General features: G+C 38.6%; 26 protein-coding genes and 1 pseudogene. 1 reads left to right on the top strand and 26 read right to left on the bottom strand.

Annotated elements, in window-relative coordinates:
- Positions 1-87: 87 nt before the first annotated feature.
- The 12 genes and pseudogenes from O3658_RS04680 to O3658_RS04735 form a co-directional block, all read right to left on the bottom strand.
- Positions 88-303: a hypothetical protein gene (locus O3658_RS04680; RefSeq protein WP_060955102.1), complete on the bottom strand. Its 216-nt coding sequence runs from the start codon at positions 301-303 to the stop codon at positions 88-90.
- Between the two features lie 18 nt (positions 304-321).
- Positions 322-963 (bottom strand): CPBP family intramembrane glutamic endopeptidase, encoded by a 642-nt coding sequence (locus O3658_RS04685; RefSeq protein WP_153224585.1) that lies wholly within the window; start codon positions 961-963, stop codon positions 322-324.
- A 9-nt stretch (positions 964-972) separates the two neighbouring features.
- Positions 973-1,686 (bottom strand): DUF3169 family protein, encoded by a 714-nt coding sequence (locus O3658_RS04690; protein ID WP_371559620.1) that lies wholly within the window; start codon positions 1,684-1,686, stop codon positions 973-975.
- 55 nt (positions 1,687-1,741) lie between these two features.
- Positions 1,742-2,479: a DUF3169 family protein gene (locus tag O3658_RS04695; protein ID WP_371559621.1), complete on the bottom strand. Its 738-nt coding sequence runs from the start codon at positions 2,477-2,479 to the stop codon at positions 1,742-1,744.
- Positions 2,480-2,493: 14 nt separating this feature from the next.
- Entirely contained in the window at positions 2,494-2,844 is a 351-nt protein-coding gene (locus tag O3658_RS04700; protein ID WP_371559623.1) for a PspC domain-containing protein, read from the bottom strand.
- Positions 2,845-2,846: 2 nt separating this feature from the next.
- A complete protein-coding gene (locus tag O3658_RS04705) occupies positions 2,847-3,044 on the bottom strand; it encodes a hypothetical protein (protein ID WP_301352041.1) in 198 nt (65 codons plus the stop codon).
- A complete protein-coding gene (locus O3658_RS04710) occupies positions 3,031-3,219 on the bottom strand; it encodes a hypothetical protein (protein WP_371559625.1) in 189 nt (62 codons plus the stop codon). Before O3658_RS04710 ends, O3658_RS04705 begins: the two co-directional genes overlap by 14 nt.
- Complete coding sequence (locus O3658_RS04715; RefSeq protein ID WP_001176227.1) at positions 3,219-3,425, bottom strand: helix-turn-helix transcriptional regulator; 207 nt, start codon at positions 3,423-3,425, stop codon at positions 3,219-3,221. The genes O3658_RS04710 and O3658_RS04715 overlap by 1 nt, the downstream gene beginning before the upstream one ends.
- A 9-nt stretch (positions 3,426-3,434) precedes the next feature.
- Positions 3,435-3,748 (bottom strand): annotated as a pseudogene (locus O3658_RS04720) (hypothetical protein).
- A 149-nt stretch (positions 3,749-3,897) separates the two neighbouring features.
- Complete coding sequence (hisS, locus tag O3658_RS04725; RefSeq protein WP_371559629.1) at positions 3,898-5,178, bottom strand: histidine--tRNA ligase; 1,281 nt, start codon at positions 5,176-5,178, stop codon at positions 3,898-3,900.
- Positions 5,179-5,258: 80 nt separating this feature from the next.
- Positions 5,259-6,506 carry a transporter gene (locus tag O3658_RS04730; RefSeq protein WP_371559631.1) on the bottom strand — a complete coding sequence of 416 codons (1,248 nt, stop codon included), beginning with the start codon at positions 6,504-6,506 and terminating at the stop codon, positions 5,259-5,261.
- Positions 6,507-6,695: 189 nt separating this feature from the next.
- A complete protein-coding gene (locus O3658_RS04735) occupies positions 6,696-7,547 on the bottom strand; it encodes an Rgg/GadR/MutR family transcriptional regulator (RefSeq protein ID WP_371559633.1) in 852 nt (283 codons plus the stop codon).
- A gap of 131 nt (positions 7,548-7,678) precedes the next feature.
- Here O3658_RS04735 and O3658_RS04740 point away from each other — a divergent pair, with 131 nt between their 5' ends.
- Positions 7,679-8,248 carry an MptD family putative ECF transporter S component gene (locus tag O3658_RS04740; RefSeq protein WP_371559635.1) on the top strand — a complete coding sequence of 190 codons (570 nt, stop codon included), beginning with the start codon at positions 7,679-7,681 and terminating at the stop codon, positions 8,246-8,248.
- A gap of 179 nt (positions 8,249-8,427) precedes the next feature.
- On the opposite strand, the gene dltD is transcribed toward O3658_RS04740, so the two are convergent.
- The 14 genes from dltD to O3658_RS04810 all read right to left on the bottom strand — a co-directional run bounded on the left by dltD (position 8,428) and on the right by O3658_RS04810 (position 21,126).
- Positions 8,428-9,600: a D-alanyl-lipoteichoic acid biosynthesis protein DltD gene (gene dltD / locus O3658_RS04745; protein ID WP_371559637.1), complete on the bottom strand. Its 1,173-nt coding sequence runs from the start codon at positions 9,598-9,600 to the stop codon at positions 8,428-8,430.
- Positions 9,601-9,647: 47 nt separating this feature from the next.
- A complete protein-coding gene (gene dltB, locus O3658_RS04750) occupies positions 9,648-10,802 on the bottom strand; it encodes a D-alanyl-lipoteichoic acid biosynthesis protein DltB (RefSeq protein WP_371559638.1) in 1,155 nt (384 codons plus the stop codon).
- A gap of 349 nt (positions 10,803-11,151) precedes the next feature.
- Positions 11,152-11,844 (bottom strand): methionine ABC transporter permease, encoded by a 693-nt coding sequence (locus O3658_RS04755; RefSeq protein ID WP_371559640.1) that lies wholly within the window; start codon positions 11,842-11,844, stop codon positions 11,152-11,154.
- A 1-nt stretch (position 11,845) separates the two neighbouring features.
- Positions 11,846-12,907: a methionine ABC transporter ATP-binding protein gene (locus O3658_RS04760; RefSeq protein WP_371559642.1), complete on the bottom strand. Its 1,062-nt coding sequence runs from the start codon at positions 12,905-12,907 to the stop codon at positions 11,846-11,848.
- On the bottom strand, positions 12,900-14,273 hold the full coding sequence (locus tag O3658_RS04765; protein ID WP_371559644.1) for a M20/M25/M40 family metallo-hydrolase: 1,374 nt from the start codon (positions 14,271-14,273) through the stop codon (positions 12,900-12,902). The genes O3658_RS04760 and O3658_RS04765 overlap by 8 nt, the downstream gene beginning before the upstream one ends.
- A gap of 96 nt (positions 14,274-14,369) precedes the next feature.
- Positions 14,370-15,224: a MetQ/NlpA family ABC transporter substrate-binding protein gene (locus O3658_RS04770; RefSeq protein ID WP_000694516.1), complete on the bottom strand. Its 855-nt coding sequence runs from the start codon at positions 15,222-15,224 to the stop codon at positions 14,370-14,372.
- Between the two features lie 153 nt (positions 15,225-15,377).
- Positions 15,378-16,220: an amino acid ABC transporter substrate-binding protein gene (locus tag O3658_RS04775; protein ID WP_045762539.1), complete on the bottom strand. Its 843-nt coding sequence runs from the start codon at positions 16,218-16,220 to the stop codon at positions 15,378-15,380.
- Between the two features lie 103 nt (positions 16,221-16,323).
- Positions 16,324-16,647, bottom strand: coding sequence for an AzlD domain-containing protein (locus tag O3658_RS04780; protein ID WP_371559647.1), 324 nt, complete (start codon positions 16,645-16,647; stop codon positions 16,324-16,326).
- The gene (locus O3658_RS04785) at positions 16,637-17,332 is read right to left on the bottom strand and encodes an AzlC family ABC transporter permease (protein WP_153224596.1); all 696 of its coding nucleotides are present in this window, start codon (positions 17,330-17,332) and stop codon (positions 16,637-16,639) included. Before O3658_RS04785 ends, O3658_RS04780 begins: the two co-directional genes overlap by 11 nt.
- 161 nt (positions 17,333-17,493) lie before the next feature.
- Positions 17,494-18,168 carry a CPBP family intramembrane glutamic endopeptidase gene (locus tag O3658_RS04790; protein WP_153224597.1) on the bottom strand — a complete coding sequence of 225 codons (675 nt, stop codon included), beginning with the start codon at positions 18,166-18,168 and terminating at the stop codon, positions 17,494-17,496.
- Positions 18,169-18,288: 120 nt separating this feature from the next.
- Positions 18,289-18,957, bottom strand: coding sequence for a lysostaphin resistance A-like protein (locus O3658_RS04795; protein ID WP_371559649.1), 669 nt, complete (start codon positions 18,955-18,957; stop codon positions 18,289-18,291).
- A gap of 11 nt (positions 18,958-18,968) precedes the next feature.
- Positions 18,969-19,646, bottom strand: coding sequence for a lysostaphin resistance A-like protein (locus tag O3658_RS04800; RefSeq protein WP_371559651.1), 678 nt, complete (start codon positions 19,644-19,646; stop codon positions 18,969-18,971).
- Between the two features lie 122 nt (positions 19,647-19,768).
- Positions 19,769-20,437, bottom strand: coding sequence for a lysostaphin resistance A-like protein (locus O3658_RS04805; protein ID WP_371559653.1), 669 nt, complete (start codon positions 20,435-20,437; stop codon positions 19,769-19,771).
- 11 nt (positions 20,438-20,448) lie between these two features.
- Positions 20,449-21,126, bottom strand: coding sequence for a lysostaphin resistance A-like protein (locus O3658_RS04810; RefSeq protein ID WP_371559654.1), 678 nt, complete (start codon positions 21,124-21,126; stop codon positions 20,449-20,451).
- Positions 21,127-21,129: the final 3 nt, after the last annotated feature.

Consider the following 21,129-nt stretch of genomic DNA (forward strand, 5'->3'; position numbering starts at 1 on the left):
ATCATCAGAAAAGTTGAGAAGAATCCTGCTATAAATGAAAAAATCCAGCAAAGTCATTCGCTGGATCTTATTTTACTTGGTATTTCTTTATTTTTTTCGCTTCTCAGCAATCTCTGCAGCCTTTTTAGGGAGAACAATCTCCGTTGCATAGGCTGTCGCAAATCGCATAATACCTGCGATTGGTGCAAAGATAACTGCTAGATGGTTATAAAAGAAATCCCCTTTAAAAGCATAGGCAAGCGCTCCAATAATGAAGAAGAGTACAACTGCCTGAATCACTGCTAATAATATCACTCGTTTCATGACTTCCTCCTGAGTCTATTATAGCATGAGAATCATTAAAAATCCGATTAAATTATTTAAAGCATGTAAAGCAATGCTGTATGCCAAACCACCTTTGCTGATATATGCCAAGCCCAAGCTCAAACCGAGGGAACCATACACTAGGAATTGTTGAGGAGTGCCAGGGAAATGAACAAGGGCAAAAATGATAGTACTTACAAGAAGAAAGAGTACTGTCTGCTTGACGTTATCCTGCTGAGGGAAGACATAACGAGCTAACAGACCTCTAAAGGTCAACTCTTCTGTCAGGGGTGCAAAGACAACAATCATGAAGAAAGAGAAGAGAGGTTGATTATGAGTCAATTGTTCTGCCGTCTGTTGACTGACAGATGGATCATTTGGTAAGAAATTTTGTACAACAATGATAAGGACCCATACCAAGGCAGGCAACCAGATGTATTTGTTAAGGCCCGTTTTTTCTATCGTAACAGTTCCTGTCTTATACCACTTGTATGTTAAGAAGGTAAAAGCTCCTGCTAATAGAATATAAAGCGGAAGAACACCGACTATAGGTGCACCTGAACCAAGAGCAATCAGAGGTAAAGTCTGAATAAAACCATAGATAAACAAAAATGATAAGAAAGCAAGAACAAACCAGCCAATGTTTTTAAGTGTTTTCATAAAAGACTCCTATTTAAAATAACGTTTTGTTTTTCTTAATTGTGCGATAGTTATATAAAGATGGATGATAATCAAAAGAACTAAGGCAACTATTTGTATTTCTCGTAAAATAACTGATAATACTATCAATAAAATATAGAGTGCGGGCAGTATAATTTGATCCAGCCTAAACAGAGTTAAATAGGCACTTTCCATCTCTGCCTGCTTTTCTCCCTCATCATAACTGTTAAGATAGGCTAAAATATCTTTTGGAGTGTAATAAACAGACAGTTTATAGTGTCGAACGATAAAAATAGTTCGCAACAAGTAATTGGCAACAATAATGTATAAGCATAATAGAATAAGAGCAGGAAGAATTAGCAAGGTATTCTTAAATATCGGAGAAATCAGTATGATCCCACTGGTCATCATTGCTATCATCAAAACGTTTGAAGAAACCGAACCATAATCTAAGTAACGATAGGCTCTTACATCGGTCTGATCACTATCTTCTTCCTCTGTCCCCCTTTGATAAAGAGTATAAACTTCTCGACTTTTACCAAGATAATACATGGCTAAAACGAAGGAAATTCCTCCAATAACGAGAGCAAGTCCATAAACAGTGTGTAAGACTTGTGACATTTGAATCTGTTCAGCTATACCTCTAAGAGTGTAAGCAAAGGCTCCTACAAAAGCACTTAACATACACACTACTACTCTCAACCATTTACGATTATTTTTCATTTTCTGACCTCTATCTAAACTAGCCAATAACCTTAAGTAGTTTCAGTGATCTTTCCTATTTGAAATAGCGTTTCACCATAGGTAACTGCATCACATTGATATAAACATGGATAGCTCCGACAAGCAAGAAGGCTAGTAACTGAATCTCTCCTGTCAGTAAGGAAAAGAGAGCAATCAGAAAGTACAAAGCTGGCAAGACATACTGATGTAATTGGAATAAAATCCGAAAACTCTGTTCCAAATTAGCCTGGCGCTCCCCTTCATCGTAAGAATTGACATAACCTAAGATATCCTTTGGCATAGAGAAAAATACCATATCAAACTGGCGAACAATCGCAATGGTTTTATAAAAATATTTTTGAACATTAAAAATCAATACTAATCCCAAAAAAGAAAGAGATAAGGTTAGATTGCTTCTATTTAGTATAACCACTTCACTTGCTGAAATGAAGAGAGCCAATAAAATCGCTACGCTTGTAATATTAAAAGCAATGGTTCCAAACTCGAGATTCCGATACATTTGCACATAATAGGTTTCATTCAGATCATCATCCATTTCCTCTTGATACAAGGAATGAAATTTTCTGCTTTTCTTTAAGAAATTGAAAGTTAAAAGAATGCTAATGAAACCTAACAGTAAACAAATAGTTGATATCCAGGGTATCAAGACTTTTACATCTAAAATAACTTCGTAGGATTCGGCACCGGCCTTATACATCCCTACAAAACCGCCCAAGAAACCTCCAAAGACAACAGCTGCTAAAAATAATAGTAATCCACGTTTCTTTTCCATCTTTTAACCTCTTTCTAAAACAATCCAACCAACCATTGACCAAAGGCTTTCCCTGATTCAAAAATAGCTGTCAAACCTTCTGCTTCAAGCGACACCAAAAGCAAACAAACAGCAAACAATAGAATAGCTTGGTTTCTTGCTTTTTTCGCTCCATCTCCTAATGGCTCTTTACCTAGCCAACCTGCTAGATAAGCATAGAGAACAACTGTTATAATCCCAATTTCCGTCGAAGAGAGGAATAAGAAGAGCGTCACCAAACGAACGATATTGGTCTGGATGTTAAAATAATTTCCTATACCTGCACAGACACCTGCAAGTTCTTTGTTCTCAGTATCTACTTGAAAACCTGCTAAAAACTCTTTCATATTCATTCTCCTTTTTCACTTGCTAGATTTTTGGATTTCTTTTCAATCCAGTCAATTACTGGGATGAGAGCAAAGTAGGCCCAAATAAATTGGTCGCTTTGATACGGATTAAACCATCCTAAGTCCATCCCAATCAGTAGAAATACGCTGACTAATAAAGCTATGGCAACTACATAATAAATCACTTTATACTTGTTCATCATTTTTCTCCTTTTTCTTCAACCGATTGAAAATGGACAAGAGGGCTAAATTAAGCCAAAACAAATACTTACTTTCATCAAAATAAAACCACCCCAGTAATGTTCCAATCATAGCAAAAGCATTCACATAAAGGGCAAGAACACTCATGTAATAAATCACTTTAAACTTATTCATCACTCATCCTCCTCTAAGCGAAATACCGATTCGACTGTTTCGTTGAAAATTTGAGATATTTTCAGGGCAATGATAATGGATGGGGTGTACTCATCCCGTTCTAATAGGCTAATAGTCTGTCTGGAAACCCCTGCCAGTTTGGCTAGGTCGGTTTGATTGAGACCATCACGAGCCCGAAGCTCTTTTAGACGGTTTTTTAGTTGCATGTTACACACCTACTCTCCGTCAAATTCAACAGCTTGGATATCCTCAATACGTTGCAACTTGAATTTTCTTTTCCTTTTTTATTTACACGGCGTAGCTTGACCCACTCCTCATCAACATCTACAACTTCCCAATTGTCTGTCCCAAAAACTTGTCCAAAGATTGTTGGTTTTTTCCCAATCAATTCTTTTAATAATCTTGACATTTCTTTATTTCCTTTCAGTTTTTGCTCAATTCTTTTGATTTTATTCTCTAGTTTCTTGACCCTTTGGGTATGATAGAGATAAAACATAAACACAAGAGGTACAAATCCTAATGCCCACATAATTGTTCCTTTCTCCTTTTCTCTTAACTTGATTATATTGTAACACATCTTTTTCTTTTTGACAAACATATTTGTCAAAAAGTTTATGATTTTTGTCATTTTGCAAAAGAAAACGGTCAGGAGTAAAATCCTGACCAGTTTATGTGTTATTAAAATCCTAGTTTTTCAAAGGTTTCTGAGAAATTTTGACTGATAGCACCAAGCGAAACTTGAACTTCTTCTCGAGTTTGGTTATTCTTAACTGCCACTTGTCCGCTTTCGACTTCACTCTCTCCTAGGGTGATGAGGGTCTTAGCCGCAAAGACATCAGCTGACTTGAACTGAGCTTTGAGCTTACGGTTGAGGTAATCACGCTCTGCTTTGAATCCTTGTTGGCGAAGAGCCTGTACTAATTCCAAAGCCTTGACATTTGCCCCTTCGCCCAAAACTGCGATATAAACATCTAGGGCGTTTTCGATAGGAAGTGCTACACCTTGTTTTTCAAGGACTAAAAGAAGACGCTCAACACCAAGTCCAAAACCAAATCCAGCAGTCTCAGGACCGCCGAAGTAAGCAACCAAGCCATCATAGCGACCACCTGCACAGACTGTCAATTCATTGCCCTCGATTTCTGTGATAAACTCAAAAATCGTGTGGTTATAGTAGTCCAAACCACGCACCATGTTGGTATCGATGATATAATCTACTCCGAGATTTTCCAACATCTGACGAACAGCATCAAAGTGAGCTTGACTTTCTTCATCAAGGAAATCCAAGATAGATGGTGCACTCTCCACTGCCACCTTGTCTTCTTTCTCCTTAGAGTCCAAGACACGAAGAGGATTTTCCTCCAAGCGACGTTGGCTATCCTTAGACAAGGTCTCCTTGAGCGGTGTCAAGTAGTCAATCAAGGCCTGACGGTAAGCCGCACGGCTCTCAGGATTTCCAAGAGTGTTGAGGTGCAATTTAACACCTTGTATGCCAATTTCTTTCAAGAAGTGGGCTGCCATAGCGATAGTTTCTACATCGGTAGCTGGATTGCTAGAGCCAAAGCACTCCACACCAATCTGGTGGAATTGGCGTAAACGACCTGCTTGTGGGCGCTCATAGCGGAACATTGGCCCCATGTAGTAGAACTTACTTGGTTTTTGAACTTCTGGTGCGAAGAGTTTGTTTTCTACATAAGAACGAACAACTGGCGCAGTTCCTTCTGGACGGAGGGTAATATGACGGTCACCCTTGTCATAGAAATCATACATTTCCTTGGTTACGATATCAGTCGTATCTCCGACAGAACGACTGATGACTTCGTAGTGCTCAAAAATTGGGGTACGCACTTCTGCGTAGTTGTAGCGTTTGAAGATTTCACGCGCAAAGCCTTCAACGTACTGCCATTTGGCAGACTCAGCAGGTAAAATATCCTGCGTTCCTTTTGGTTTTTGTAATTTCATAGGGAATCCTCTTTATAACTTAATAGTCCTATTTTACCATAAATGAAGGGATAGCGACAGTGTGAAAAGAAGACTAGCACCTAAATTTCATTTTTGAGATTAAGACTAGCTAGGAGAATCGCAATCAAGGAAAGCCCAACAAACAGAGCCCATGTTAACTGTATATCCCATACTGCCACCAGTGAAAAACTGGCCGTCCCCACTGGTATAGATAGAGTAAACAACAAACCTAAAAAATTACTGGTACGAGAGAGAACCTCTGGAGCAAGATTTTTCATGAGCAGAGCACTAATTTTAGGGGAAATTTTACCAGAGATATACATAGTAAAAAAGACGAAAAGCATCCCAAGCAAGACTTGGTTTAACAAATTAGATAGACCAACTAGACTGGCTCCTAATGTGACCCACATCATCAATCTAGGCAAAGATTGCTTCCCAAAATAGTCATTTCCCGTAAGACTACTGATGATAACTGCTAATAAGGTAATCAATTGTAAGATAAACAATGCATCCTTGTAGGAAAAATTCAGTAAGGAATGATTTAAAAGGAAGATGTTATAGATACCACCTAAGGCACCACCCAAAGCATTGATAAGCAAGATAGCAAAGAGCATAAAACCAAAGTTTTTCTGTCTACTTTTAAGAAAAACGAGACGTAAGTTTCGGTAAATCGTTAAAAACTGATCTTTGATAGAAAGTTTCTCATTTTTCAGTGATTTACTATCACCAAGTGGAGTTGATAAGCTTAATTCAGCCCTTCCTAAAAAGAGAATGAGAGCTGACACTAGGAAAAATATAGCATTGATTCCCGCTACGAGCGAAAAGTTCTGTGTTGACACCCCTAATAGCCAAACTCCAAAAGCTTGGCCGCCAATCGCAGAGATGTAGGTAATAAACTGAGAAAAGGAATAGGCCTCCATCAGATCTGACTCTGCTACCTTTTCTTTATCGAGAGGCATTCGCAAGCCACCAGCAAAATCACTGGCTACATCACTAATGACATTGATGAGGCAAAGGGTCGAAAAGGCAAAGAAACTAGCTTGCTGAACAACTAGGGCTGCTAGAAAAAATAAAACCGCCTGAAATAAACCGACATAGGTCATCCATTTGACCTTGTCCTTGGTATAATCTGCCCGAATGCCCACAAAAACTGTAAAAAGAGTTGGAAGCATCATCACAACATTAGCCATGGCAACAGCAACAGAAGCCTCTGGCAAAGTTGAGGCATAGACCACAAATACTAAATTAAAAATGGAAGCTCCAAAAGCATTGAAAAATCGTGATAAACTCAAAACTCTGTATGCTTGATTTCTTAGTAATAGTTTCATATAGATTCCTCTCTTTCGCACATACTACTTTTATGGTAGCTCTAGTATAGCATCAAGAATCTTACGAGAAGATATTTTTGAATATATGCAACAGACTAAACTGATAACGAAAACGATAGAATTTATCTAATGCTAATCAGTATCTTCACAGTCCTATCGTTTCAAGTTATTTTATCTAGTTGCAGATATTCAACACTTCATGGCGCTTCTATAATAGTCAGCAGATCTGCTACAACCAATCATATCGAAAATACGGAGAGCGTCCTCCATCTTTCTCTGCCCTTCCTCTGCTCTTCCTTGCTTACTATCAAGCAAACCTTCTGCCCAGAGGTAGACTATTCGAAAATAGGTTTCATTTTCTTCAAAGAAGTTCTTTTCAATTTGTTTTTTAAAATAGAGGGCATTGGTAAAATCATCAATTTCAATACAGGCCATAAAAGCATTGAGGAGCAAGGTGTGCATCATATTTCGATTTTTCCCAACTCCTTGCAAGAAATCTGACTTCCGCAACATTTCTCGAGTGTACTTTGTAAAAAGCTGGACCGACAAAAGAGGAGAGCAGGAAGAAAAGAACAACAATTCATAGTGTCCCCAAATTTCGACAGAAAATAGATAATCATGTAGGACTCTTTCTTCCTCAGCGGTCAATGTAACCGTCTCATCAATGGCTTTCATATAGGATTTTATTAAAATAGCATTGAGAATGTGTTGCTGTCTATCTTTTGAAAAAGGAAGTTGTTGATACTCTCTCTGGTAGAGAGTGCGCAAGGATGTCAAATCTTGAGGGTCAATAGCCTCAACTATTCTGTTTCTAAATTCAGAATAGGCATCCTGATGAAAACCTCTCGCCAAAAATAACAATTCTTCCATACTCGCATGAATATTCTCCAAAGCTGTGATTAACTTTGGAGCAGATATTTCACTCTGACCATTTTCAAAACGCGACAATAAGGATGCTGAAAATCGTCCACCTGTTGCTTTTCTCAAAGAAATTTTTCTTGATTCTCGTAGCTCTTTAAAAACTTTTCCTAAATTCTTCATACTCTTACCACTCGTCTTTTATTTTTTCCTATTTTACCACATTTCCTAATAAATACTAGTTCCAAACCAGCATTTACAATCTGCCACAGGCATGATACAATGAATAACATCAGATATACGAAGGAGAACTTATGAAAAAGAATATCTTGACGACCCTTGTAGCTGCCCTTGTCTACTTTCTCTGTATCGGAGTGGGTGTTCTACTAGGAAACCTTGTCGACCACACTGGAAATATGTTTTACGCCCCTGCCTTTTCTGCTCTTGTGGGCGGTAGCGTCTATATGATCCTTTTAGAAAAAGTGCCTCGTTTTGGAGCGATTACTACGATTGGACTTGTAATTTCTCTATTTTTCCTCGGAAGCAAGCATGGTGCTGGTGCCTTTCTTCCAGGAATCATATGCGGTCTTGCAGCAGATGGCATTGCTCATCTTGGCCACTACAAAGATAAGGTCAAGAACCTTCTTTCCTTCCTAGTTTTTGCTTTTGGCACCACTGGTCCCATCCTACTCATGTGGTTGGCACCTCAAGCCTATATCGCAACTCTAGTAGCTCGTGGAAAATCCCAGGACTATATCGACCGCATCATGGTTGCACCAAATCTCACTACCATCCTTTTCTTTGTAGCAAGTGTCCTCATTGGTGCTTTACTTGGTGCCTTGATCGGACAAGCGCTGAGTAAGAAATTAACACATAAACAGTAACAAACAAAGCCCCTTGTCTCTAATATTTATTTGAGACAAGGGGCTTTGTTTAAGGAAATATTTAAAATTCACTATAGATGAAATCTTGAATGTTCGAAAAATCGGTCACAAAACAGTAGATTACGATGCTTAAAATAACCGTGTAGAAAAACAAGGTCCACAATAGTAAACGTTGTGTGTCAGTTAGTTTCATTTGCAAATTTGTAAAGTTCTTTTTCAACTTCCATCCATCCTTTCACCCCAACGTGCATCACGTCAAATAAAAAGTAATCTTCATACTCTTTATTTCCATAGTTTAACACAGTAGCACCATGGCTTTTGGCAACATTTTCTATTTTTTTATAAGTTTTCTCACGCATTTCTCGTGAGACACCTGTGTAATCATTCCACTTACCATTTACTGGGAGTATAATAACTTCAACTTCAATTCCCAATTCCTTAGCAACTGTTAAGAAGAGTTCCATATCTGAATACTCTGGTGACTCCAGGTAGCTCAAATCTTTATTAGAATCTTTTAATGAAGCATAGCGATCTCTCAAATAAGTATTGTAGTAGTTGTTATCCACAGCGTAATCATTATTGTCTGTTTTCTTTTTAACTTCTGCTACAAATTGATCTGTCAGCTGCTCCCAATTATAGTCAGGTGTTTTATCCCCTAATGAAGGATAATCTGATTTGGCATGATTTTCATAGAATTTTCGTTTAAGCTTGAAGGAATAAACCGCATTGTCAAGTTCCAATAATTTTTTATCAATGATTGTCCCTTTTCCTTCTATAAAATAGCTTTTATACTTTTTATAGATATCGTTCTGTTGTTTATTCCCTTTGGTAATCTCAATAATGCGATTAATCAGTTTTTCTTTGGTTTCCTTACTGATTTTCTCATTATCTAGCATGTGAAAAATGTGTTCCTGAGAAGCCTTGTTTAAGAAGGCATCTTGATGGGTTCCATCCTTTTCAAACCATTGAACAGACTCTACAATGGCTACTTTTCGCTTACTCATAGCTCCTTCAATCGAGCCCAGGGTTGTAGCTTGAATGATATTTTGAGAATAACTGGTTCCTATCTGCATGATATTAAAATCATTGTAGTTAAAAATTTTATTGGGATGGTAATCCTCATTTATCGTCGCAACTAACTCTGAGGAACCCAGTAGAACTAGTGTGTTGGGAGTGATATTATTTGTTAGAATATCTCTACTTTTATACTTTTCATAAGAAGTGCTGTAGCGAATACTATTGTCCTTGACTTTATAATAATCATCAACCTTCTTGACATATGTAACATTTAAAAGGGCAAGTGTCGCAATTACGAGCACAAGCGATAGTAAAAATGCTTTTAACTTAATCATCTTGTTTTGTCCAATCTCCTTGATTTAGCAGATTTCTTTAAATTTCTTTATCTACTTAAAATTGTCCTGACTATCTTATAAGGTTCTCCTGAAAAGATAAAGAAACCAACCATAACTAAATTCATGGTCACAAACCAACTCATTAGTTTGTACCAAGTTTTATTCTTATGTTTCTTATAAAAAGTGCTTTTCTTTTGATAAATTTCAAATCCAGACATCAGAACTCCATGGTAAAATCCATAAGCGATATAGCTGATACTAATTCCATGCCAAAATCCCATGACCAGCATATTGACCATATAGGCATAGGCTGCATTGTGCAATCTATTCTTAAACCATTTTTTTCTGATAACCTGCATCAAAACTCTTGAAAATACAAAATCTCTCAACCAAGTTGACAAGGTGATGTGCCATCTAGTCCAGAAATCCTTGATATCAACACTCAAGAAAGGTTTATTGAAATTCATCGGTGTCTGAATGCCCAAAATATTACTACTTCCAACAGCCATCAAACTATAACCCGCAAAGTCAAAAAACAGATAGAGTGTATACAAGTACATATATTTGAGTGAATAGACAACTGTACCAGTATTGCTTAGAGTAAGTAGCATCTGGTAAACATAGGTTGATAGAACCACCTTGTAGAGAAGGCCTAGAACAATGCGATAAATACCATCACCTGCTAACTCTAGGTAGTCTTTTCTAGGCATGACTTCATTGATCTCTTTTAGAAATCTTCTGCTACGATCGATTGGTCCCGAACTAACTGTAGGGAAAAAGAGTAGAAACTGAAGATAATCTTTTACACTGATTTTTTCTTTGATTAAACCATCCGATATTTCCAGCATGATTTGGATAGTTTTAAAGGACATATAAGAAATCCCAATAAAAGCCAACAAATGTAGCTGGGTTAAGGCAAAGACTTTATTGACCACTAAAGGTAAAATGGATAAGATAACCAGTGGCTTCAACCGTTTTGAATCCATTTTTTGCGCTATGAAAACCAGAAAATACTGGTAAATGATGAAAGCCAATAGATAAACAACCATGGCTTTGCTCTTACCATAGATGGCTCCTGCAAATAAAATTGACAGACTTAAAATATAATAATCCTTACGCTTGCCAAAGTAGTTTAAAACAAAGCCAATCAGTAAAACTACAAACAATAGAAGGAAAAACTCATTCCCCTCAAAATAATTCATACTAGCCGAACTCCTTTATCATTTCATAATTCTCTACAGATAGATTACTACCTTAGTCATATCGAAATATGCTTTCTCATTATACCATACTTCCAAAAGTTTATTCCACTTGAATAACAAATATCATTTATAAATAGATCCAGCCATCTCTCATAACGCAGACAAACTCTATCAGTAATTAAAAAATTGCCCCTATAAAGGGTTGGCTACCATATAATGAAAACTCTTAGAAATGCTGATACATGCTATTTTTAAGAGTTTTTTTATTTTCTCTAATAAAAGAAAAAGATTGAAGAAAATTGTCCAAAATTGACTTTTTCTTCAATCTGAGAGCCACTTAACTCTTTTTTTATTTATGGCTTAATTTCTTGGTCAAGAAGTCTCCCGAGAATTGGATTGTAAAGATAATTAGGATAATGATGAGTGTCGCAAGGACTGTTACATCATGATTGAAACGGTTAAATCCATAGGCGATAGCTACGTTACCGATACCACCTGCTCCGACCGCTCCCGCCATAGCTGTTTCACCGACTAGTGAGATCAAGGTCACAGTTGTCACACGGATCAAGTCTGGTAGACCTTCCGATAGGTAAACACCTACGATGTCCCAGAAAGTAGCTCCGCTAGCTTGAGCTGCCTCGATGACACCACCATCTAGCTCAGCCAAGACTACTTGCACCTGACGAGCAAAGAAGGCAAAGACTGCAAAAGATAGGGGTACAATAGCCGCATTTGGTCCGATACTTGTCCCTACTATTAGATGAGAGAAGGGTGACAAGACAGCCAAGAGAATGATGAATGGCACCGCACGGAAGATAGAGGTAATCTTGTCTAAAATCCAGAAAACAACTTTATTTTCCAAGACACCACCTGGAGCTGTCAAGACAAGGAAAAGCCCTGCAACCAGCCCTAGGAAACCTCCGATGATGAAGGAAAGAACCGTCATATAAAGGGTCAAGTAGATTGCTGTGCCCCAGCCAGCTTGACCAGACCAACCCATCTTATAGACGTTTGGTAAGTATGCTTTAATCAATTCTGCCATCTTACTGTCCTCCCTTCAATACTTTTAGTTGCACACCAGCCTGACAGATGGCGTCTTGAGCGCTTGCCAAGGCTTCTTTTTCTCCTGACAAGACAACCACAAGTTCACCCACAGGAGTACCATCCAAAATTTCAATGTTCCCATAAAGAATATTGGCTGTTACTTGGTAGTGCTTGTACAATTCATTCAAAAGTGGCTCATCTGTAGAAGCTCCTGCATACTTGAGTTGTACCAAAATGCTATTTTCAGATAAGTGCTCTACGATTTCTTGTTTCTCAATCTTGACCATTGCTTCATCAATACCTGTCGCAGTTGAGATAAAGTCCTGAGTCAATGGTTGCTTAGGATCTGAGAAGATTTCAAGAACGCTACCTTCTTCAATCAATCGACCATCCTGCATCACTGCTACACGGTTAGCAATGTCTTTGACAATCTGCATCTCGTGTGTAATCAGGACAATGGTCAAACCTAGTTTACGGTTCAATTCTTGCAAGAGTGACAAGATTTGTTTCGTTGTCTTTGGATCAAGAGCTGAAGTTGACTCGTCTGAAATCAAGATTTTTGGATCATTGGCCAAGGCACGCGCAATAGCCACACGTTGTTTTTGACCTCCAGATAGTTGTGAAGGATAGTTTTCGGCACGGTCAGCCAAGCCCACCAAGTCCAACAACTTAGCTACTTTGGCCTTCTTTTCTTCCTTGCTGAGTCCAGAGTGTTTGAGGGCAAAGGCCACATTCTCCTCTGCCGTCTTTTGACTCATCAGGTTAAAGTGCTGGAAAATCATTCCGATATCTTGACGTTTACGACGCAACTGCTCGGCCGTCAAGGTCACCTTGCCATCAAAAATCACATCGTCATCGATGGTAATTTTGCCTGCAGATGGCTTTTGCAAGAGGTTAATCACCCGTACAAGGGTTGATTTCCCTGCTCCAGAATATCCAACGATTCCGTAGATATCCCCTTCTTGGATGTGAATAGTCACATCCTTGACCGCTGTTATAGTTCTTTTCTTTTGGTGAAAAGTCACATCGATCTGATCTAACTTGATAATATCTCTACTCATAGCTTCTAATCAGCTCCTCTACTAATTCAATATGGGTGTAATAATCGGCGATTCGTACATTCTCGTCTCCACCATGGTCTCGGCTATTAGCATTTCCTAGACCAAAGGCAACCATAGGTACTTCTAAGGCATCAAAGACCGTATGCATAGGCCCTGTCCCCGCTGTTGTCGGCAAGACTGAAACGCCCTGTGGATAGAATTTCTTGGCCAACTCGATCACATTGAGAATGGCTGGCGCGCTCATGTCGCTTCGATAGCTCATCTCTCCCAAGGTATAGTATAATTCTACCTTATCAAAGCCATTTTTGTCTAGCTGTTTCCGAATTTTTTCCAGAACATCATACGGTTCTAGGCCAGGAACCAAACGAACTTCTAACTTAGCACTGGCTTCTGCTGGCAAAATCGTTTTAACCCCTTGCCCTTGATAGCCTGACTGAATCCCTTCGATATTAAGAGCTGGCTCGAAAAAGAAACGTTTTAGGAAGGCTGCACGATCCTCTTGTAAGAGAGGCAATTCCAAACCATAAATCTGGCTGATTTCCCCTGGATTTCGTTGGGCGTAGGTATCAACCAAGGCCAATTCACGTTCATTTGGCACTTGTACTTCTTCGTACAAGCCTTCAACCAAGATACGTCCATCTGCAGCGCGAAGAGACTGTAAAGCTTGAAGGAGATACCAAGGAGCTGATTCCACAACCCCACCATAACTCGAATGGATATCCACATCCGCACTTTTTACCTTGGCATCAAAGGTTACAATCCCCTTATTTCCACCAGAAATTTCTAGCTGTTCCAAGGCATTTTTGGTCCCTTGTTCCCAGACCAATAAATCCGCACCACGGAGTTTATCCGCATGTTTTTCCAGATACTTGTCTAGGTCTGTCGAAGCCGATTCCTCCGCTCCCTCCATGATAAAACTGATATTGACAGGCAGATCATCATGGTGCTGCATATACTTTCTCAAAGCACTCAAACGAGCTGTGATATGTCCCTTATCATCATCAACCCCACGCCCATACATGAAGCCATTGCGGACCGAAAGCGTAAAGGGATCCTCTGTCCACACTTGATCTCCGTCCGCTGGCACAGTGTCATAGTGGTTATAGAAAATCAAGGTTTTGGCATCTGGACGCGAACTCTTGAAATGCGCCATGACAAAAGGAGCCGTATAAGTCTCATCAATCTCCACTTCAGCCCCAACACGTTTGAAAATCTCACCCAGATAATTTGCAACTTCCTTAAGTCCAACCTGCTGGGCAAAGACCGATTTCTTAGAAATCAAGGTACGCAAAACCTCAAAATAATGCTGGGCCACATGATCCTTTTCAAATTTTTCAATCTGTTCTTGTTCGCTAGGAAAAACCATATTCTCTCTACCTTTCTATGAACTACTCTTCCTGACAATCCATGCTCTATACAAAAGCAAGAGGTGGAATTTTCTCTCCCACCTCCCTGTTTCTTATTACCAAACTGGTTGATCCAAACCGTCTGATGTTTCTTCGATAACTTTTTTCACTTCATCAGTATGGTAAGCTGCGATAATTTTCTTGATTGCATCAGCTTTAGGTGATGATTCCCAATCTTTTTTCGCAACGATGATGTTGTACCATTGTTTTGAGTTTTCGTCAGCTTGCTCTTTAAAGAGTGCTTTCTTGTAGTCCAATTTTGCTTCTGTAACAAAAGTGTTGTTTACAACTGCTGCATCAACTGAAGTCAATGAACGAGCTGTTTGGCTAGCGTCCAACTCAGTGATTTTCAAGTTCTTTGGATTTTCTTTGATGTTTGCGATTGTAGCAAGTTCAGTTCCTGAAACATCCAATTTAATCAAACCAGCTGATTGAAGAAGGTAAAGGGCACGGCTTTCGTTAGTAGCATCGTTCGGAATTGCGATTTCACCGTTATTTGGGATTTCTTCCACTTTAGTGTACTTGTTTTCTTCACCGTTTTTACCTGAGTAAAGGCGAATTGGTGAGATATACGTATCTGCAATCGCTACAAGGTCTTTACCGTTTTCTTTGTTCCAGTTGTTCAAGAAGTTGTAGTGTTGGAAAGCGTTCAAATCTACTTCACCATCAGCAGTTGCTTTATTTGGTTGTGAGTAGTCTGTAAACTCTGTGAATTCCAATTTAATTCCGTCTTTTTCAACCAATTCTTGGACTTTGTCCCAGCGTGCTTCTTCTGAACCGCTACGGTTAACAGTTGCGATTTTAACTGTAGTTGTATTGTCTGCTTTCTTGTCTGAATTTCCGCAAGCTGCAAGTGCAAGGCCTGCTACTGTAGCGATAGCTGCTACGCCTAACCATTTTTTAATTTTCATGATTCATTCTCCTTTAAAAATAATACTGTAATAGTATCTCACACTTTATTTGATTTCGCAAATTGTTATTAGATAGGCAGACATATAGTTTTAAACTATACGTCTAAAAGTTACAAAATCATCCACCTACGAGAGAATGGATGATTTACAAACTTATTTGATGTCAGCTTCTGCGGGGAGGTAAGAACCACCAAAGAACTGTTGAGATAATTTTTCAAGCGTTCCGTCTTTGTAGAGTTCTTGGATGCGTTTGTCAACAAATGATTTCAATTCATCTTGACCTTTTGCAAGAAGTGGGTATACGTAAGGTTGTTGGTCGCTTGGAAGTTCGATGACTTTCAAGTTATCCAAACCTTGGTTTTTGATAACTGTTTCTACACCGATTTTATCAAAAATCTTGTAGTCAAATTGTCCATCGCTCAAACGTCCCATGATTTGTTGGAAGTCAGCTTTTGTATAGTTAAGGACAGTTGGGTTATCTGCGTGTTGTTTGTTGTATTCTTCCAATTGTTTAGCTGATGTTGTTCCTTGAACGACTTCAGTAGATTTTCCACCGATATCATCAAGTGATTTGATGCTGTTGTCATCTTTTTTAACTACGAGAACGTTAGGGTTTTTAGCAGTTGGTGCTGCGTAAAGATATTTTTCTGCACGTTCTTTTGTATAGCTAATGTTGTTAACTGCCATTTGGTAACGATCTGCGTCAAGGCCTGCAAAGATTCCTGACCATTCTGTCTTTTCAAACTTGACATCATACTTGTCAGAGTCTTTAAAGATAGCGCGAACGACCTCAATCTCAAAACCAGTCAACTCACCGTTTTCTTCATAGTTAAATGGTTTTGGTGACGCGTTAGTTGCTACGACGATTTCTTTTTTACCAGATGTTGCTTCACCAGATGCAGCATCTTTCTTTTCACCACCTGAGCAAGCTGCCAATACACCTGCGGCTACAAGCCCGAGGGCAGCAAGTGATGAATACTTAACGATTTTTTTCATGATATTTCCTCCAAAATAGAATACAATCTTATCTTAACAGAAAAAAAGGAATTACGCTATTATATGATTTCTATATTTGTGATAGGTTTTCTTTATGGCTGATTTAAAAGACCAAACGTAAGACTGCTATCAAGACCACCCCAAAGAGAACAGTCCCCACCAGATTGCGGTAACGAAAGGCTACAAAAGCCGTTGGAAAGACTGCTAAAAAGTCTAACCACTTTATCTGCGGGAAACTTCCAACTTTTCCTGCCACCACACTTGAAAGAATCAAGGCAAAGATAATAGAAACTGGTAGAAATTTCAAAAAGCGCTCTACGATAGGCGGCAAACCCTTGTACTTGGCTAGGATAAAAGGAATCATTCTTGGAATCCAAGTCACCAAGCCAGAAAAGACAATTGCTAATAAAATATACTTACTGACCATCCAAGACCACCCCCATGGTACAACCTAGCAAGGTCGCAAACAAGACAGCTAATGACTGAGACACCACCGTCAAGAGCAAAAAGAAAGATACAGCTACAACTGCTAAAATTATGAAGAGATTGCGCAAAGGAATCCGTTTTTGCATAATCTGAAACTGGGAAGTAAAAATCCCAATAAACATCCCCACTAGGGCAAAATCTAAGCCAAAAATTTCTGGATTTGGTAGAAGTCCACCTAGAGCAGTTCCGACAACAGTTCCGACAAACCAAGCCACATAGCTGTTAAGGTTGTTCCCGTGCATCCACATAGGATTGACCTTATCCGTATGCACCAACTCGCCCATCAAAACGCCATAGGTCTCATCGGTCAAAAGACTGGACATGCCGATATTGTGCCAAAGACTGGTATGGCGAAAATAGGTCGATGCATGCAAACTCAGCAAAAAGAGGCGCAGATTAATCAAAAAGACCGTCATGGCAATGGCTGCCACAGGCGCTTGAACTGCAATCAAAGCTATCATGGCAAACTGGGCACTCCCAGCATAGACAAAGAGACTCATCAAACCCATTTCTACTGGTGTCACATAGGGAGAACCGATAATGCCACAAGCAAGACCGATGCTAACATAGCCCAGAGCTGTCGGCACCGCAGCCTGCACACCCTCCCAAAATCCTTTTTCTTTCATAGACTTCCTCACTAATCATTCCTTCAGCAACTGCTTTCCAAACAGTCACAACAAAAATTATTATAACATATTCGTAAAATAGAAAAAAGTCTGCTGACTGACAAGAACAGAAAAAGACTGGGAGGCCAGTCTCATGATGCAACTTATAAACTATTTTAGATTTAATACCCAAACACCAATAAACTAAGAACGATTAAAAATGTATTCCACAAGATATGAAGAGCCATTGGCCAATAAACTGAACGAGTATAACGAAATAGCATACAGAACAAGAGACCTGCTCCCGCATAAACGATGAAATCTGTTAACACCCAGCCATACTGTAAAACATGGATAAGACTAAAGAGTGTGGAGGAAACGACGACATCAACATAATACTTTTTAAATTTGGACCATGCCGTCATCAGAAGTCCACGAAAAACCAACTCTTCAACGATAGGAGCAATGAGACTGCCATAGAGAATGCGCATTATAAAGTAACTAATTCCTGTCAAATTAGCTGCTTCTTTCATCATTTCGTTCCCATTTTGCGTGCTAGGAAAAATCAGAGTCGTTATATTTACCCACACAAACATCAGTATAAAGAAAAGAAAGAAGGCACCTAGATAAGACCAACGGAACTGGAAGAGACCGCATTCTTTCCAACCTTGACTCTTTACTAGAACCACTGTAGCAGCAATCCCCTCAAGAACTATCAATAAAATTTGAAATCCATAAAATCCAAAATCTGATAATTGGTTAACAAATTCTAACCTTGCTACAAAATTAAAAATTAAGTAATAGGTGACTATTATCAAAACAGTTGACAAGTATAATTTCTTATCTTTCCTTTTCATCGTTGATCCTTTTAAGTTTTATTTACGTCGTCTTTCAGCCAAACCTGTCCAGATTCCTTTCATCCAATCAGAAGCACCACGATGAGGACTCATCCCTTTATTTACAATTCTCAAAATCCACTAAAATAACAAAGGTAGAATTTGAGCAATGGCATTATTAACTATATGCAGTCCAATAGGCCAATAAATAGACTTTGTCACTCTAAAAAAGACTGCCATTATTAGACCACCACCCATATATACGAAAAAGTCTGTCAAGACCCAACCATGACTACTGATATGCAGAATTCCAAATAAAGCAGCAGAACCAAGCACATCCAATCCCCATTTCTTCCCTTTTTCCAAAGCGGTCATCACCAATCCACGATAGATCATCTCTTCAAAAATGGGACCTGCAATCACTGGATAGAAAAAATACATCAAAAATGCAGTAGGACCTGTAAAAGTAGGAAGATCCAGTTGATAAGAAATTTCATTTTGGGTGGACGGGAAAATAAAAAATGTAACGAAATTCCAAACAAAAAAAGCAAGAAGAGCTAAAAAGGAATAGAAAAGATAGGACACTTTAAATTTTCTGCTATTGATTTGTTGCCATTTTCCTGACCAAATCATGGCAACAAGAGCAAGCAAAACCACAAGAAAATTCAACATCATATCCGAAAAATAATAGCCAAAATCAGATAGACCAGCAGCCAAGTCGCTGTGTAAAACCAGACGAATGAAGAACTGGTCCGCCATGATAAGTAGAATGGCTACAAACAAGTAGTAGCGTGAGATTATCTTTTTCATATATCACCTTTCTAAAATCCAAACACCAATAAACTAACAATAAGCAAGAAGGTATTCCATGAAGCATGTAAAGCTATGGTCCAATAAATAGAGTGTGTACAGCGAAACATCATGCAAAATATCAAGCCCATTACAAAGTATAGTATGAAATCTGTCGTTATCCAACCATGCTGTAAAACATGCATAGCGCCAAATATGGCAGCAGAAACAAGAACATCAATATAGTAGTTTTTAAATTTAGACAAGCTTGTCATCAAAAAACCACGACACACGATTTCTTCTGCTACAGGTGCGATAAGGCTACCGTAAAGTACACGCGTAATAAAATAGCTAATTCCTGTCAAACTGGTGGCTACTTCCACTACAGTACTTCCATTTTGCGTACGAGGAAAGATACGAGTTGCTAGATTTGCCCACACAAATAATAAGAAAAAAGAAAGAATGAAAACACCCAGGTAAGACCAACGAAACTGGAAGCGACCGCACTCTTTCCAATGTTCACTTTTGACAAAAATAATTGTAGATACAGTTCCCAGAATAAGTACCAATAAAACCTGGAACACATAGTAGATCTCATCAGACAAAGCTACAGTAAAATCTAAGTCTGGTATGACATTAAAAATGAGGTAATAGGTCAAAAGCAACAAGCCAGTTGCTAGGTGAAATTTCATTTCTTTCATTTTCTTCATTTAATCAACTCCTATAGTATCTATCCTCTACTACGCTTAAACAACTCACCTGTTGGATCTACAACCCAAGCAAAAGCACCACGATTAGGACTCATCCCTTGATTTATGATTATCAAAATCCTCTAAAACAGCAAAGGAAGTATATGCCCGATACCGTTATAGACTATATGCAGTCCAATAGGCCAATAAATAGACTTTGTTACTCTAAACAAGACCGCAAATATGATACCGCCACCCATATATACGAAAAAATCTGTCAAGACCCAACCATAATCACTAATATGCAGAATTCCAAATAAAGCAGCAGAACCAAGCACGTCCAGTCCCCATTTTTTCCCTTTTTCCAAAGCGGTCATCACCAATCCACGATAAATCATCTCTTCAAAAATGGGACCTGCAATCACTGGATAGAAAAAATACATCAAAAATGCCGTAGCTCCTGTAAAAGTTGGAGCAGCGAGTTGGTAAGCAAGTCCATTTTGGGTAGGTGGGAATAGGAAAAATTTGATGACATTCCAAATAAATAAAGCGAGAAAAGCTAAAAAGGAATAAAAAAGATAGGACCCTTTAAATTTTCTACTATTGATTTGTTGCCATTTTCCTGCCCCTACCATGAAAATAAAAACAAGCAGAACCACAAGAAAGTTCAACATCATATCCGAAAAATAATAGCCAAATTTAGATAGACCAGCAGCCAAGTCGCTGTGTAAAACCAGACCACTAAAGTACTGGTAAACAATAACAAGTAGAATGGCTATAAAAAAGTAGTAGCGTGAGATTATCTTTTTCATATATCACCCTTCTAAAATCCAAATACTAATAAACTAACAATGAATAAGAAGGTGTTCCATGAAGCATGTAAAGCTATAGTCCAATAAATAGAACGTGTATAGCGAAACATCATACAAAATATCAAGCCCATTCCAAAGTAGAGCATGAAATCTGTTGTTATCCAACCATTTTGTAAGACATGCATAGCTCCAAATATGGCAGCAGAAACAAGAACATCAATATAGTAGTTTTTGAATTTAGACAAGCTTGTCATCAAAAAGCCACGACACACGATTTCTTCTGTTATAGGTGCAATAAGGCTACCGTAAAGTACACGTGTGATAATATAACTAACTCCTGTCATACTGGTAGCTACTTCCACTACTGCACTGCCATTTTGCGTACGAGGAAAGATACGAGTTGCTAGATTTGCCCACACAAATAATAAGAAAAAAGAAAGAATGAAAACACCTAGGTAAGACCAACGAAACTGGAAACGACCGCACTCTTTCCAATGTTCACTTTTGAAAAGAATAATGGTGGCAACAATTCCCAGAACAAGCATCAACAAGACCTGTAAAACATAGTACATCTCATCCGACAAAGTATTCGTAAAGTCTGGATGCATTACCACATTGAATATAAGGTAACTGGCTAAGATTAATAGTCCAGTTGCTAGATGAAATTTCATTTCTTTCATTTTCTTCATTTA

The sequence above is a fragment of the Streptococcus sp. 27098_8_69 genome (assembly GCF_041432445.1).
Classification (GTDB): Bacteria; Bacillota; Bacilli; order Lactobacillales; family Streptococcaceae; genus Streptococcus.